Here is a 14,246-nt window from a genome sequence, read left to right as displayed (position 1 = left end):
CCCGGGGGTCGGGGCGGCTTAACCGACGCGTGGCCCGGGGCTGCACCCCGGGCCACGCGCTGTCCTACTGCTGGTTCTGGAAGGAGTCCGCTCCGCCCACGTATTCGGTGTGGCCGGTTTCGACGTCGGCCGTCACCATCTTCGCGATCTCGGCACCGAATTCCTCGACCGAGTAGAGCTTGCCGGCCTGCGCGCGACGGGCCTCGATGGCTCCGGGATTGGCGCGGTCCAGCAGCGTGGCCGTCACGGTCCCTTCGATCATGTCGCCGGAGACCACCACGAGGTCGATGCCGCGCTCGCTCAGGAACGGGATCAGGTCCCGCAGCGCGTCCTCGCCGGCGCGCTTGCTCAGGGCCACCGGCTCGTATTCCGGCATGGTCGGCACGGAGCGGATGAAGTGAGCCTGGTGGCTGGTCACGAACACCACCCGGGAACCTCGCGGCATGGCCGGCACAGCAGCCTGGAGCATGTTGACCTGGGCGTCGCGGTTCAGCCGCAGCGCGTAGTCCTCCCCCAGGCCGGTTTCCATTCCGCCGGAGGCGTTGAGCACCAGGATGTCCAGACCGCCGAAATTCTCCTTCGCGGCATCCACCAGGGCCTGCGCGCCCTCGGCGCTGGTCAGGTCGGCGCCCACGGCAACAGCCCGTCCCCCGGCGGCCTCGATCCCGGCCACCACCTTGTTGGCCCGCGGGGCCTTCTGGCGGTAGTTGACGACGACCCCGGCGCCCTCGCCGGCCAGCAGCGCGGCGACGGCGGCGCCGATGCCGCGGGAAGAACCGGTAACGATGGCTGTCTTGCCGTCAAGTGCGCCCATGGGCAACTCCTCTTGTAGAAACTGTTCAAAGAAATGGATCCAGTGACCATATTGCCAGCCACCGGATCCAGGACGGTTGTAGGAAACCTACAGCGTTCGGCGTCAGTGCCCCATGCCCAGGCCGCCGTCCACGGGGATCACGGCGCCGGAAATGTAGGCCGCCTCGTCGCTGGCCACCCAGCGGACCACCTTCGCCACTTCCTCCGGTTCGGCAAAGCGGCCGGCCGGAATGGTGGACAGGTAGTTCTTCTGCGTTTCCTCCGACAGGGCGGCAGTCATCTCCGTGTTGATGAAGCCCGGTGCCACGACATTGGCCGTGATGCCGCGCGAACCCAGCTCGCGGGTCAGTGACCGGGCAATGCCGACCATGCCGGACTTGGATGCGGCGTAGTTGATCTGCCCGGGCGACCCGTAGAGTCCGACGACGGAGGAGATCAGCACCACGCGGCCCTTCTTCAGCCGGATCATGCCCTTGGACGCCCGCTTGATCACGCGGAAGGCGCCGGTCAGGTTCGTGTCGATGACCTCCGTGAAGTCTTCCTCGCTCATCCGCAGCAGGAGCGTGTCGCGCGTGATCCCGGCATTGGCAATGAGGACCTCCACCGGCCCGTGCGCGGCCTCCACCTCGCTGAAGGCGGCGTCGATCGACGCGGCATCGGTGACGTCGGCCTTGACGGCCAGCATGCCCTCGGGAACCTCGCCGCTGCGGTAGGTGACGGCGACCTTGTCTCCGTTGGCCAGGAACGCCCGGGCGATGGCCAGTCCGATGCCGCGGTTGCCGCCGGTCACCAGGACGCTGCGTCCGGTTGCAGCCGCCTGGTTCTGGTCTTCGTTCTGCACAGATTCCTCCGAATGGTCGTCTCGATGTCCCCATCGATCCTAGCGGCCAGGCTGCAGCGGTACGGTGATCCGGTCCGGCTTCGGCTGCGCGCGCCGGGTTTAAGTCCGGGCCCGGCAGTGAGAGAATTGATGGAGTCCCCGGGAGTGTGATGAGCAAGCAAACCAAGAAGCAGCAGGACGTCCACAACATCACGGACGCCCATGAAGCGCACAGCGCCGACATGCACTCCCGCATGGTCAAGTACTCGATCTCCATGGGCATCCGTTTCGTCTGCCTGGTGCTGATCTTCTTCGTCGACGGCTGGATGGTCTGGGTCCTGATCGCGGGCGCGGTATTCCTGCCGTACTTTGCGGTCATCATCGCCAACGCCGGCAGCGACAACACCCTTGGGCACAGTGAATCGCTGCTGGACCATGCGCCGGTCGCGGAGCTGGAAGCCGGCCCCATGGAGCCCGACGGCGCGGATACAGCCGTCCTGCAAGGCGAAGTCCTTGACCCGGAGAATGAGGCCGGTCCGCCCGGGACAGCCTCCCCCACGACCGAACCGACCGCCGTCGAACCTACCGTCAAGCCGCCCGGCGCCCCAACCAACCGTGCCCCGACGAACGGCGCCCCAATGAACGGCGCCCCGAAGAACGAGGTCCCGCCGACCGTATGAATATTCTTGATCAGCTCACGGGCGGCCCCGCCGCGCCGTCGGCCATCTGCTCCCGGAAAGCCTGCCGGCACGACGCCAGCTGGCAGCTGCTGTGGAACAATCCCAGGATCCACACCCCGGAGCGCCGGAAGACCTGGCTGGCCTGCGGTGAGCACCGCGAGTGGCTGGAAGACTACCTGAAGCTGCGCGGCCTGTGGAAGGAAACCCTCCCCCTCGGAACCGCCCCGGCGGAGGGCGGCCGCTGATGTACCGCTTCCTCCTGAGCAGCAAGTGGATCGGCTGGTTCGTCCTGGCAGTGGTGCTGGCCGCCGCCTGTGCTGGGCTGGGTCTGTGGCAGATGGACCGGCGCAACGCCGCCGTGGCCGAGATTGAAAGAATCGAGGCCAACTACGACCGCGCACCCGTGCCGTTCAGTGAAGCCGGCCAGAATTTCGCGGACTTCGATGCGTCCCGCCAGTGGCTGCCGGTCACCATGGTGGGAACGTACGACGCCGGCAACCAGCGGATCGTCCGGAACCGTCCCTTGAACGGACGGCCGGGTTACGAGGTGCTGGTGCCGCTGCGGCTGGCCACGGGCGAGAGCGTGATCATCAACAGGGGCTGGCTGCCGATCGGTAACAACCAGGCAGGGCAGCCTGACACCATACCTGCCGCTCCTTCGGGACAGGTGACCGTCACCGCGCGGATCAAGCCCGGCGAGGGGACGCTGCAGCGCGGCGCTCCGGAAGGCCAGCTGGCATCGATCAACCTGCCCGCCTACCAGGATGAACTCGACTATCCGATCCTGACCGGGGCCTACGGCCTCATGGCCAAGGAAACACCGGCGGCCTCCGTGAACCCGGTCGCCCTGCCTAAGCCTTCCATCGATGAGGGACCGCACCTGTCCTATTCCATGCAGTGGTTCGCCTTCGGCGTCCTGATGTTCGTCGGGTTCGGGTACGCCGCCCGCCAGCAGGCCCAGATGCCCTGGCGCGACGAGGACGACGACGATATGCACCAGGCGAACCCGGCGCCGCGCCGGCGCCCTGACCGCAAGCACCCGGACCGCAAGCGGCGGAAGCCCACGGCCGAAGAGGAAGAGGACGCACTGCTGGACGCCCAGGGCTTCTAGCGGTTAGCTGGAAGCATGCGCGTCCGCAAGCATCATGGCCTGCTGGCGGCTGCCGGCCTGGCCCTCGCCGCCTGTGGCGACACCGGCACGCCGGCTGATCCGGCCAGCCCCGGCATTTCGGCCTCCGCTCCCGGGCAGGCACCGGCGGAATGGAGCTACGAGGAGGGCGCGGACGGTCCCGCACAATGGGCCCAGCTGGACAGCAGCTACGCCGCCTGTTCCACCGGTACCGAGCAGTCTCCCATCCAGATCACCTCGGGCTCGGCCCAGGAAAGCGGGGGCCAGGACAGCGGGGGCCAGGACAGCCGCGCCGAACCCATCAGCCTCCACTACGCCCCGGGGGCGGCCCGGATAGTCGATACCGGCCACACGGTACAGGCCGCTCCGGAGACCGCAGCCGGGGATGCCGCAAACGCCCTGAACTTCGCCGGGGAGGAATTCAGGCTGGCGCAGCTGCACTTCCACGCGGACGCCGAACACACCATCGACGGGAACACCGAGCCGGTGGAATTCCACTTCGTGCACAGCAATGCCGACGGCGAACTGCTGGTGCTTGCAGTCCTGGCCACCCAGGGCGCGGAAAACGCCGCCTGGACGGATTTCATCGATGCCGCCGGCGCCTCCCCCACAGCCGAAGCCGGCAGCATCCGGTGGGACAGCCTGCTGCCGGAAGACACCGCCAACTTCCAGTACGAAGGCAGCCTGACCACGCCGCCGTGCACCGAGGGCGTCCAGTGGGTGGTGTTGAAGACACCGATCATGCTGAGCCCCGAACAGATCGGCAGGCTCGAGGCGGCCTATGCGGATAACAACCGCCCGCTTCAGCCGCTCGACGGCCGCGAGGTCGTCGAAAGCGACTGAGTCCGCGAAGGCGGCTCCCCGGCGTCAGTGCCCCCGGCGTCAGGCGAGGGTCACGAGGTCAAGGTAGTCGTCGCTCCACAGGTCCTCGACGCCGTCGGGCAGCAGGACCACACGTTCCGGATTCAGGGCCTCGACGGCGCCCTCATCGTGGCTGACCAGCACCACGGCTCCGGTGTAGGTCCGCAGGGCGCCCAGGATCTCGGCGCGGCTGGCGGGGTCCAGGTTATTGGTCGGCTCGTCCAGCAGCAGGACATTCGCCGATGAGGCGACAATCGTGGCCAGGGCCAGGCGGGTCTTTTCGCCGCCGGACAGCACTCCGGCCGGTTTGTCGACGTCATCTCCGGAGAACAGGAAGGAACCGAGGATTCCGCGGACCTCCGCGTCTTTCATGTCCGGAGCGGCGGAGCGCATGTTCTCCAGTACGGTCCGCTCGGTATCGAGCGTTTCGTGCTCCTGGGCGTAGTAGCCGATCTTCAGTCCATGGCCCGGCACCGTCTCTCCGGTGTCCGGCTGCTCCACGCCGGCCAGCATGCGCAGCAGGGTCGTCTTGCCCGCGCCGTTAAGCCCGAGGATCACGACCTTGGAGCCGCGGTCGATGGCCAGGCTGACGTCGGTGAAGATCTCCAGCGAGCCGTAGGACTTGCTCAGTCCGTCCGCGCTGAGCGGGGTCCTGCCGCAGGGCGCGGGGTCGGGGAAGCGCAGGGCCGCGACGCGGTCCTGGGCGCGGACGGCATCGAGGCTGCTGAGGAGCTTCTCGGCCCGCTTGGCCATGTTCTGCGCGGCCACGGCCTTCGTCGCCTTCGCACGCATCTTGTTGGCCTGGTCCATCAGGACGGCGGCCTTCTTTTCCGCGTTCGCCCGTTCGCGCCTGCGGGCGCGTTCGTCGGTTTCCCGCTGCGTCAGGTAGCGCTTCCAGTTCATGTTGTAGATGTCGATCGTGGCGCGGTTGGCGTCCAGGTGGAAGACCTTGTTCACCGTCGCTTCCAGCAGCTCCGTGTCGTGGCTGATCACGATCAGGCCGCCCTGGTGGCCCTTGAGGAATTCCCGCAGCCAGCTGATGGAGTCCGCGTCGAGGTGGTTCGTGGGCTCGTCAAGCAGGAGCGTATCGGCGCCGGAGTAGAGGATCCGGGCCAGTTCGACGCGGCGCCGCTGGCCGCCGGACAAAGTCCTGAGGGGCTGGTTCAGGATGCGGTCGGGCAGGGCCAGGTTGGAGGAAATGGCAGCGGCTTCGGCCTCGGCGGCATATCCACCGCCGGCCAGGAACTCCGCCTCCAGCCGGTCGTACCGCCCCATCGCCTTGTCCCGGACCGCAGGGTCATCGCTGGCCATTTCCGTCTGCGCAGTCCGCAGCCTGGACACGACCACGTCAAGGCCCCGGGCGGACAGGATCCGGTCCCGGGCCAGCTGCTCCATGTTCGGTGTCCGCGGATCCTGCGGCAGGTAGCCGATCTGGCCGTTCCGGGTGACCTGCCCGGCGGCGGGAAGCCCTTCGCCGGCCAGGACCCGCGTCATGGTCGTCTTGCCGGCACCATTGCGGCCGACGAGTCCGATTTTGTCCCCTTTGTCGATACGGAATGACACCGCTTCCATGAGCAGCCGTGCGCCGGCGCGGAGCTCGAGACCAGATACGGCAATCAATACAAAAGCCTTTCAGCAGAGGGAAGATTGTGCGAACGCAGCCTGTCCAGTCTACCGACCGCGCCAACGTGGTAGGTAACCTACAACTTGCTCCGGAAGCCGAGGCGCTATTGTCGACTCCTGACGGCACGTTTTGTAGGTCTGCAACAGAAGGAAGACGAATGCCCAACCTCCACCCAGGAGCCAGCCACGGCACCGATGCCGCCCGGCTGACCAAGGCCGGCTGGAATGCCACGGACTTGTCCCTCATCGCTGTCTTCGCGGCCCTGCTGGCTGCTTCCATCGCGGTGCCGCCGATTCCGGCGGGGAACGTGCTGGGCGTACCGTTGACGCTGCAGACTCTGGTGGCGACCCTCACCGGCCTGGTGCTCGGCGCCGGACGGGCCGCCGCAGCGGCAGGGCTGTATGTCGCCGTCGGCCTGGCCGGCCTTCCGGTACTCAGCGGCTTCACGGGCGGGCTTGGCGTGCTGGCCGGCGGATCGGCCGGCTACCTGCTGTCCTTCCCGCTGTCGGCCGCGCTCGTGGGCCTGCTTACCCAGCTGATTATCCGCAGCGGCACCAGACGGCGCGCGGTCTGGATGTTCGCGGCCACCCTCGCAGGCCTGATCACCACGCATGCCCTCGGCGTGCTCGGCATGATGGTCAACGGCAAGTTGGCACTCGGGGCTGCTGTCCTGGCCGACGCAGCGTTCATCCCCGGTGACATCGTCAAGAACGTCTTCGCCGTCCTCGTGGCAGTCAGCCTGCACAAGGCGTTCCCGGATCTGCTGGTGCGCCGCCGCCGGTGAATTCGGTCCGTCTTAGGGAAGTCGAGGTGACGGTCCCCGGCCACGGCCGGGGACCGTCCACCATTCTGCGCAGCATCAGCGCTGACCTGACAGAAGCGCGCATCGCCGTGATCGGCGGCAACGGTTCCGGCAAATCGACCTTGCTGCGCCTCATCAACGGGCTGGTCCTGCCAAGTTCCGGCGAAGTGACAGTCAACGGAATCAGCACTGCCACGGACGGCGCACGGGTGCGCCGGCAGGTCGGATTCGTGTTCACCGACCCGCTGTCCCAGCTGGTCATGCCGACGCCCCGCGAAGATCTGGAGCTGTCCCTGCGGCGCATCCACCGCAGCGCCCGGGACCGCAGGGCGGCCGCCGAAGAGGCCCTGGCCTCCTTCCGCCTCGGCCACCTGGCCGACAACAGCATCTATGAGCTCTCCGGCGGAGAGCGTCAGCTCGTGGCCCTGGCAACCGTACTGGCTGTGGCCCCCCGGATCCTGGTCCTGGATGAACCATCGACGCTGCTGGACCTGCGCAATACGGCCAGGCTGCACCGGGTGTTCGCCAGCTTGGACCAGCAACTGATCATGGCCACCCACGACCTCGCCTTCGCGGCCGAGTGCGACCGTGCCCTGGTCATCCACCGCGGCGCCCTTGCCTTCGACGGCAACCCCCGCGATGCCGTGGCTTTCTACCGGCAGCTGTGCGCGGATGACTCCGCGTGGGCCCCCGGCTCCGGGACGCCCGCCCTGGATGACGACGACGGCGCGGGCGCGGCATGAGGGGGCACGCCTACCTTGTGGGCGCCTACCAGGAGGGAAGGTCGCCGGTCCACCGGGCCCCGCTGCCGCTGAAGATGGCGGTCCTCGCCGTCGTCGGCGTCTTCGCTTTTCTCCTGGCTGATCCGGTGAGCCGGACCGCTCTGCTGCTGGCCGTCGTCGTACTTCACTGTGTGGCCGGGCTGCCGGCGGCCCGCCTGCTGGGCCCGCTGAAAGCGATGTGGCTTTTCCTGCTGATCCTGGCGGCGTATCAATGGTGGCAGAACGGTCCGGCGACGGCCTGGCAGATCATGGCCGGAGTGCTGGCGTGCGTCCTCGCCGCCAATGTCCTCACGGCCACGACGCCCGTCCAGCGCCTGCTCGACGGCCTGGTGTCGGCGGTTCGCCCGTTCCGCAGGCTGGGCGCGGATCCGGAGCGCTTCGCACTGACCATCGGGCTCATGCTGCGGAGCATCCCGTTCATCATCGGTTCCTTCAACGACGTCCGCGAGGCGGCCAAGGCCCGCGGGCTGGAGCGCAGCCCGCGGGCGCTGGTGCTGCCGGTCATCATTGGCACCGTTGCCTACGCACGCCAGACCGGCGAGGCACTGGCCGCCCGCGGACTGGGCGAGAAGGACGAGGAGGACCCCGGGTCTATCCTTGGGGCATGAGTTTCAACGAAGGTTCACAACTCGACACCTCGCAGGTCCAGGACCGCCGCGGCAGGGGCCGCGGAGCCAAGATCGGCGGCGGGGTGGGCGGCGGACTCATCCTGCTGCTCGCCGCCTTGTTCGGCATCAACCCCCAGCTGCTCGAGGGCCTGGTGCAGGACGGGACGCCCGCGCCGCAGTCCGGCCCGGCCGAAGACATCGCCGCGACCTGCCGGACCGGTGAAGACGCCAACGAGCGGACCGACTGCCGGATCGTAGGCACGGCCAACAGCCTGAACGATTTCTGGGCGGCCTACCTGCCGCAGTACGGCATGCGGTACCCGCAGCCGGAAACGGTCCTTTTCCAGAACCAAGTGAGTACGGCCTGCGGTGCCGCGGACAGCGCGGTCGGCCCGTTCTACTGCCCGGCGGACCAGTCTGCCTACTTTGATACCGGCTTCTTCGACCAGCTGGTCCGGCTGGGTTCATCGGGCGGGGCACTGGCGGAGGAATACGTTGTGGCCCACGAATTCGGCCACCACATCCAGAACCTGACCGGCGCCATCAACTTTGCCCAGCAGGACCCGCAGGGGCCGGAATCCGGGGCCGTGCGCGTGGAACTGCAGGCCGACTGCTATGCGGGCCTGTGGGCCGCGCACGCTGCCACCGTACCGGATCCGGCTACCGGCCTGCCGTACCTTGATCCGATTGACGACAGGGAGCTGGCCGATGCCCTGTCAGCCGCGGAGGCGGTCGGCGACGACCGAATCCAGGAGACGGCCACCGGGCGGGTGAATCCGGAGGCCTGGACGCACGGCTCCAGTGAGCAGCGGCAGACCTGGTTCCTGCGCGGCTACCAAAGCGGCGACATCAACCAGTGCAACACCCTCGAGGCCGCAGACCTCAACAATCCTGGCTGAAAATTAAGGGTGGCTTCCCGGCTGGGAAGCCACCCTCTGCGCACTCGCTGTTGAACTAGATGTTGAACCCGAGGGCGCGCATCTGGTCGCGGCCGTCATCGGTGATCTTTTCGGGACCCCACGGCGGCATCCAAACCCAGTTCAGGCGCCATTCATCGACGACGCCGTCAAGGGCCTGGCCTGTCTGCTCCTCGATGACGTCGGTCAGCGGGCAGGCAGCCGTGGTGAGCGTCATGTCGATGAGCAGGGCGCCGTCGTCGGCGTAGCGCAATCCGTACAGCAGCCCGAGGTCCACGACATTCACGCCGAGTTCCGGGTCGATGACGTCCTTCAGAGCTTCCTCGATGTCCTCAAGGCTGGTCCGCGAAGTGTTCGTTTCAGTCATGGCTTCCTCCCATGGTGCTGGCCTTCAAAGGTCCCGCCGGCCCTAGGCCTGGGCCGCGGCGGGTGCGATGAAGCGGTCGTAGCCTTCTTCTTCCAGACGGTCGGCCAGCTCCGGGCCGCCCTCTTCGGCAATCCGGCCGTCCACGAAAACGTGGACGAAGTCCGGCTTGATGTAGCGCAGGATCCGGGTGTAGTGGGTGATCAGCAACGTGCCCATGTTCCCGGCAGCATGGGCGCGGTTCACGCCCTCGGAGACGACCTTCAGGGCGTCGACATCCAGGCCGGAGTCGGTTTCGTCCAGGATCGCGAACCTCGGCTTGAAGAGCTCGAGCTGCAGGATCTCCACGCGCTTCTTCTCGCCGCCGGAGAAGCCCTCGTTGACATTGCGCTGGGCGAAGTCGGCGTCGATGCGCAGCTGCTCCATGGCGCCCTTGACTTCCTTGGTCCAGGTGCGCAGGCTCGGAGCCTCGCCGTCGATCGCGGTCTTGGCGGTGCGCAGGAAGTTGGTCATGGTGACCCCGGGTACCTCCACCGGGTACTGCATGGCCAGGAACAGGCCGGCACGGGCCCGCTCGTCCACGGACATCTCCAGCACGTCCTCGCCGTCCAGAGTGATGGAGCCGCTGTCGACGGTGTAGCGCGGGTGGCCGGCGATGGTCGCGGCGAGGGTGGACTTGCCGGAGCCGTTCGGGCCCATGATGGCGTGCGTCTCGCCGGTGTTGATGGTCAGGCTCACGCCCTTCAGGATTTGCTTGGCGCCCTGATCCGTCTCGATGCTGACGTGCAGGTCCTTGATCTCAAGAGTAGACATCTGTCTGGTGTTCTCCTTCGCACCTTGGCGGTGCCGTTCTCAGTTCGAAAAGTTCAAAACCCGGCGGGCAGCTAGCCCAGTTCCGGAGCCGGGGCCCCGTTGGTCACGGTCGCGATATCCACATAGACATCGTCCCCGTCGATGGCTACCGCGAAAACCGGCACCGGCTCGTACGCCGGCAGGCTCAGTGGCTGGCCGCTGCGCAGATCGAACTGGGAGCCGTGGCCCCAGCATTCGATCGTGCAGTCCTCCACATCCCCTTCGGAGAGTGAAACATCCGCGTGCGAGCAGGTGTCTCCGATGGCATGGATCCCGCCTTCGGAGTCCTTCACGATGGCTACGGGATAGTCATCGATCAGGATGCGCAGCGCCTGCTTGACCGCCAGGTCATTGACGCTGCAGACCTTCTCGCCCTGCGGTGCCCCTTCACCCATCAGTAGTTGCCTGCCTCGAGTTCACGCTCGACGGCCGCGGTCAGGCGTTCTTCCAGTGCCGGGACCCTGATCTGCTGGATGATCTCGTTCAGGAAGCCGCGGACCACCAGGCGGCGGGCAGCATCCTCGGGGATGCCGCGGGCCATCAGGTAGAACAGGTGCTCGTCGTCGAACCGACCGGTGGTGCTGGCATGGCCGGCGCCTTCAATCAGGCCGGTCTCGATTTCCAGGTTCGGCACCGAGTCGGCGCGCGCCCCGTCCGTCAGGACCAGGTTGCGGTTGGCCTCGTAGCTGTCCGTGCCTTCGGCTTCCTTCCGGATCAGTACGTCGCCCACCCATACGGTGTGCGCATTCCTGCCCTGCAGGGCTCCCTTGTAGAGCACGTTGGACTTGCAGTTGGGCACGGCATGGTCGACGAACAGCCGGTGTTCCAGGTGCTGTCCCGCATCGGCGAAGTACAGTCCGTACAGTTCCACCTCGCTGCCCGGTTCCGCAAAACGGGCCGAAGGAGTCACGCGCACCAGATCGCCGCCGAGGCTGACGACGACGTGCTTGAACTTCGCGTCGCGGCCCACCTTGGCCTGCTGGGAGCTGGCGTGCACGGCGTCGTCGGCCCAGTCCTGGACGCTGACAACAGTCAGGTCCGCGCCGTCCTCCACGAGGATCTCCACGTTCTGCGACACGGTTGCCGAGCCCGTGTGGTCCAGGACCACGACGGCCTTGGAGAACTTTTCGGCACGGATCACCAGGTGCTGTGCCGCGGCCTCCAGCCCGGACCCGTTGATGGCCACGCTGACCTCTTCGGTAACCACGGTTTCCGCCGGGATGGTCACCACGGTGGCTTCCTGGAAGGCTTCCCAGGCCGCCGCGGAGACCCGGTCCTCGGGAATGCCGGCGGAACCGATCCGGCTGTCATCGCGGGACACGGTCTCCACCGTGACCGCGTCCGGCTTGGTAACCACGACGGCGGGCGCCGCGCCGGCCGGTGCATTCGTGTGCAGGCCGCGCAGGCGCTTGAGCGGGGTGAACCGCCAGTCCTCCTCGAAACCCGTCAGGGCCGGGAAGTCGGCGAGCCGGTAGGAAGTCAGCCGCCCGGCGCGGGAACTGTCCGGAATGCCGACGCCGCCGCCATGGCTGTGCTGCTTGGCACCGTGCTGGGCTGTGCCGGCATTGGCGGTGGACAGCTTTTCGCCTTCCTCCGTCATGCCCGCGATTGCGGCAGAGCCGGCGCTGGGTGCGCCAATACGTGCTTTTTCGTCAGTCAGCTCTGTCATATCAGCCAACGGATCCTTCCATCTGCAGTTCGATCAGGCGGTTCAGCTCGAGGGCGTATTCCATCGGCAGCTCACGGGCGATCGGCTCAATAAAGCCGCGCACAATCATGGCCATGGCCTCGTCCTCGGGCAGTCCGCGGGACATCAGGTAGAACAGCTGCTCTTCGCTGACGCGCGATACGGTGGCTTCGTGGCCCATCGTGACGTCGTCTTCGCGGACGTCGATATAGGGGTAGGTGTCCGACCTGGAGATGGTGTCCACCAGCAGCGCGTCACAGACCACACTGTTCCTGGAGTTCTTGGCACCTTCCCGGACCTGCACCAGCCCGCGGTACGCCGAGCGGCCTCCGCCGCGGGCCACGGACTTGGCGACGATAGAGCTGGAGGTGTTCGGCGCGATGTGCACCATCTTGGACCCGGTGTCCTGGTGCTGGCCCTCGCCGGCGAAGGCGATGGACAGGGTCTCACCCTTGGCGTGCTCGCCGGTCAGGTAGACGGCCGGGTACTTCATGGTCACCTTGGAGCCGATGTTGCCGTCGACCCACTCCATGGTGGCGCCTTCGTGGGCGATGGCACGCTTGGTGACCAGGTTGTACACGTTGTTGGACCAGTTCTGGATGGTCGTGTAGCGGACCCGGGCGTTCTTCTTCACGATGATCTCGACGACGGCCGAGTGCAGCGAGTCGGAGGTGTAGATCGGGGCGGTGCAGCCCTCGATGTAGTGGACGTAGGAATCCTCATCCGCGATGATCAGCGTGCGCTCGAACTGGCCCATGTTCTCCGTGTTGATGCGGAAGTAGGCCTGCAGCGGGATGTCGACATGGACGCCCTTGGGCACATACACGAAGGAACCGCCGGACCACACTGCGGTGTTCAGCGACGCGAACTTGTTGTCCCCGACGGGGATGACGGTGCCGAAGTACTCCTTGAAGATCTCCGGGTGCTCGCGCAGGGCGGTGTCCGTGTCCAGGAAGATGACACCCTGCTGCTCGAGGTCCTCGCGGATCTGGTGGTAGACCACCTCGGATTCGTACTGGGCGGCGACGCCGGACACCAGGCGGCTGCGCTCGGCCTCCGGAATGCCCAGCTTCTCATACGTATTGCGGATGTCCTCCGGGAGATCCTCCCAGGTGGCCGCCTGCTTCTCGGTGGAACGCACGAAGTACTTGATGTTGTCGAAGTCGATGCCCGACAGGTCCGCGCCCCAGGTGGGCATGGGCTTGCGGTCGAAGTACTTCAGGCCCTTCAGGCGCAGGTCCAGCATCCATTCAGGTTCGCTCTTCTTGGCCGAGATATCGCGGACGACGTCCTCGTTCAGGCCTCGGCGGGCGTTGGCGCCGACGTCGTTCTTGTCGGCCCAGCCGTACTCATAGTTGCCAATCCCGTGCAGTTCGGGGTTCTTTTCCAGGATCTCGGAAATGACACCGTCGGAGACAGCGCCATGGGCTATTTGATCCGTCATCACGGCCTTTCTTGCTCATGGATGGATACAGGCGTCGCCGGTCCGCCTTGGCGGACCGCAGACCTTGTCCGGCCCACCGGGATGTGGGTCGTACAGACGTGTCCCCCGCCGGCGAGGGTGGACAGCCTACGGACGTCGACCCCCAGCAGCCGGGTAAAAACTTCGGTTTCGTTGTCGCAGAAAGCCGGATTTTCGGCGGCCAGCTGCTGCACCGGGCAATGCCCCTGGCAGAGCTGGACGCTCAGCATCGCGGCATGCGGACTGTTGCCGCCGACGACGGTCGAGGAAGCCACGTAGCCGTCCTGGCTGAGGGCATCCGCCAGGGCCTCGGCCCTGGCCTCGACCGAATCGCCGGCTGCTTCGACGAACGGCCGGTAGCGCTGTTCCATCTCGGCATAGCGCGACCGGACAAACTGTTCGACGGCGGCCGGGCCGCCGAGCGCCGTCAGCTCCTGGAGCGCGGCACGGGCGATATCGAGGTAGTCGTTGCCCAGCTTGGCCTGGCCCTGGCTGCTCAGCACGTACCGGCGGGCCGGGCGTCCGGCCTTGGCCGCGGCGTTGCTGACCAACTTGACCTCGACCATGCCCTTCTTGGACAGCACATCGAGATGCCGGCGGACCGCAGCCGGGGTGAAACCCAGCAGTTCGCCCAGTTCCGCGGCACTGACGGGCCCATGTTCCAGGACCGCACCCAGCACCCGGTCCCGTGTCCGCTCATCGGATCCGCGGGCCACCACGCCGCTGGCCGCGGCCGGGGTGGCCCCGGCGGGCACAGGCGCCGGCGGGCGCGCAGAAACAGACTCACTCACGGAATACACAACACAATCATGACCTAATTTGATTCCCGCCTCCAGTAAGGCAAG

General features: G+C 66.8%; 17 protein-coding genes. 8 read left to right on the top strand and 9 right to left on the bottom strand.

The annotated features are described in order from the left end of the window. Window positions 1–64: 64 nt before the first annotated feature. Together AC5RWU_RS12055 and AC5RWU_RS12050 are read right to left on the bottom strand one after the other, a co-directional pair. Window positions 65–814, bottom strand: a complete 750-nt coding sequence (locus AC5RWU_RS12055; protein ID WP_494031140.1) for an SDR family oxidoreductase — start codon at window positions 812–814, stop codon at window positions 65–67. A gap of 102 nt (window positions 815–916) precedes the next feature. After that, window positions 917–1,654, bottom strand: coding sequence for a beta-ketoacyl-ACP reductase (locus AC5RWU_RS12050; protein WP_494031141.1), 738 nt, complete (start codon window positions 1,652–1,654; stop codon window positions 917–919). A 149-nt stretch (window positions 1,655–1,803) separates the two neighbouring features. Between AC5RWU_RS12050 and AC5RWU_RS12045 the strand changes: the two genes are divergently transcribed. Genes AC5RWU_RS12045 through AC5RWU_RS12030 form a run of 4 tightly spaced genes read left to right on the top strand, consistent with a single transcriptional unit; the run spans window position 1,804 to window position 4,285 of the window. Then, a complete protein-coding gene (locus tag AC5RWU_RS12045; protein ID WP_494031142.1) occupies window positions 1,804–2,313 on the top strand; it encodes a DUF3099 domain-containing protein in 510 nt (169 codons plus the stop codon). Next, window positions 2,310–2,558, top strand: a complete 249-nt coding sequence (locus AC5RWU_RS12040; protein ID WP_494031143.1) for a hypothetical protein — start codon at window positions 2,310–2,312, stop codon at window positions 2,556–2,558. Before AC5RWU_RS12045 ends, AC5RWU_RS12040 begins: the two co-directional genes overlap by 4 nt. Next, window positions 2,558–3,424 carry an SURF1 family cytochrome oxidase biogenesis protein gene (locus tag AC5RWU_RS12035; RefSeq protein ID WP_494031144.1) on the top strand — a complete coding sequence of 289 codons (867 nt, stop codon included), beginning with the start codon at window positions 2,558–2,560 and terminating at the stop codon, window positions 3,422–3,424. Before AC5RWU_RS12040 ends, AC5RWU_RS12035 begins: the two co-directional genes overlap by 1 nt. 15 nt (window positions 3,425–3,439) lie before the next feature. Continuing rightward, window positions 3,440–4,285, top strand: a complete 846-nt coding sequence (locus AC5RWU_RS12030; RefSeq protein ID WP_494031145.1) for a carbonic anhydrase — start codon at window positions 3,440–3,442, stop codon at window positions 4,283–4,285. A 39-nt stretch (window positions 4,286–4,324) separates the two neighbouring features. Here AC5RWU_RS12030 and abc-f read toward each other — a convergent pair whose 3' ends face one another. Beyond that, window positions 4,325–5,923, bottom strand: a complete 1,599-nt coding sequence (abc-f, locus tag AC5RWU_RS12025; RefSeq protein ID WP_494031146.1) for a ribosomal protection-like ABC-F family protein — start codon at window positions 5,921–5,923, stop codon at window positions 4,325–4,327. 161 nt (window positions 5,924–6,084) lie between these two features. Here abc-f and AC5RWU_RS12020 point away from each other — a divergent pair, with 161 nt between their 5' ends. The 4 genes from AC5RWU_RS12020 to ypfJ are packed head-to-tail and all read left to right on the top strand — an operon-like array spanning window position 6,085 to window position 9,018. Continuing rightward, complete coding sequence (locus tag AC5RWU_RS12020; protein WP_494031147.1) at window positions 6,085–6,711, top strand: biotin transporter BioY; 627 nt, start codon at window positions 6,085–6,087, stop codon at window positions 6,709–6,711. Beyond that, the gene (locus AC5RWU_RS12015; protein WP_494031148.1) at window positions 6,708–7,472 is read left to right on the top strand and encodes an energy-coupling factor ABC transporter ATP-binding protein; all 765 of its coding nucleotides are present in this window, start codon (window positions 6,708–6,710) and stop codon (window positions 7,470–7,472) included. Before AC5RWU_RS12020 ends, AC5RWU_RS12015 begins: the two co-directional genes overlap by 4 nt. Then, window positions 7,469–8,119, top strand: a complete 651-nt coding sequence (locus AC5RWU_RS12010; RefSeq protein WP_494031149.1) for an energy-coupling factor transporter transmembrane component T family protein — start codon at window positions 7,469–7,471, stop codon at window positions 8,117–8,119. The genes AC5RWU_RS12015 and AC5RWU_RS12010 overlap by 4 nt, the downstream gene beginning before the upstream one ends. Further along, complete coding sequence (ypfJ, locus tag AC5RWU_RS12005) at window positions 8,116–9,018, top strand: KPN_02809 family neutral zinc metallopeptidase (RefSeq protein ID WP_494031150.1); 903 nt, start codon at window positions 8,116–8,118, stop codon at window positions 9,016–9,018. The genes AC5RWU_RS12010 and ypfJ overlap by 4 nt, the downstream gene beginning before the upstream one ends. A gap of 55 nt (window positions 9,019–9,073) precedes the next feature. On the opposite strand, the gene AC5RWU_RS12000 is transcribed toward ypfJ, so the two are convergent. The 6 genes from AC5RWU_RS12000 to AC5RWU_RS11975 all read right to left on the bottom strand — a co-directional run bounded on the left by AC5RWU_RS12000 (window position 9,074) and on the right by AC5RWU_RS11975 (window position 14,201). Continuing rightward, window positions 9,074–9,403, bottom strand: a complete 330-nt coding sequence (locus AC5RWU_RS12000; protein ID WP_494031151.1) for a metal-sulfur cluster assembly factor — start codon at window positions 9,401–9,403, stop codon at window positions 9,074–9,076. A gap of 42 nt (window positions 9,404–9,445) precedes the next feature. After that, the gene (gene sufC, locus AC5RWU_RS11995) at window positions 9,446–10,213 is read right to left on the bottom strand and encodes a Fe-S cluster assembly ATPase SufC (RefSeq protein ID WP_494031152.1); all 768 of its coding nucleotides are present in this window, start codon (window positions 10,211–10,213) and stop codon (window positions 9,446–9,448) included. Window positions 10,214–10,284: 71 nt separating this feature from the next. Continuing rightward, on the bottom strand, window positions 10,285–10,647 hold the full coding sequence (locus tag AC5RWU_RS11990; RefSeq protein ID WP_494031153.1) for a non-heme iron oxygenase ferredoxin subunit: 363 nt from the start codon (window positions 10,645–10,647) through the stop codon (window positions 10,285–10,287). After that, window positions 10,647–11,921: a Fe-S cluster assembly protein SufD gene (sufD, locus tag AC5RWU_RS11985; RefSeq protein ID WP_494031154.1), complete on the bottom strand. Its 1,275-nt coding sequence runs from the start codon at window positions 11,919–11,921 to the stop codon at window positions 10,647–10,649. Before sufD ends, AC5RWU_RS11990 begins: the two co-directional genes overlap by 1 nt. Before the next feature lies 1 nt (window position 11,922). Beyond that, entirely contained in the window at window positions 11,923–13,383 is a 1,461-nt protein-coding gene (sufB, locus tag AC5RWU_RS11980; protein WP_494031155.1) for a Fe-S cluster assembly protein SufB, read from the bottom strand. Then, window positions 13,383–14,201 carry a helix-turn-helix transcriptional regulator gene (locus AC5RWU_RS11975; protein WP_494031156.1) on the bottom strand — a complete coding sequence of 273 codons (819 nt, stop codon included), beginning with the start codon at window positions 14,199–14,201 and terminating at the stop codon, window positions 13,383–13,385. The genes sufB and AC5RWU_RS11975 overlap by 1 nt, the downstream gene beginning before the upstream one ends. Between the last annotated feature and the right edge of the window lie 45 nt (window positions 14,202–14,246).

It is taken from the genome of Arthrobacter sp. B0427-1-12 (assembly GCF_059092905.1).
This window is presented reverse-complemented; position numbering and strand designations above follow the sequence as displayed.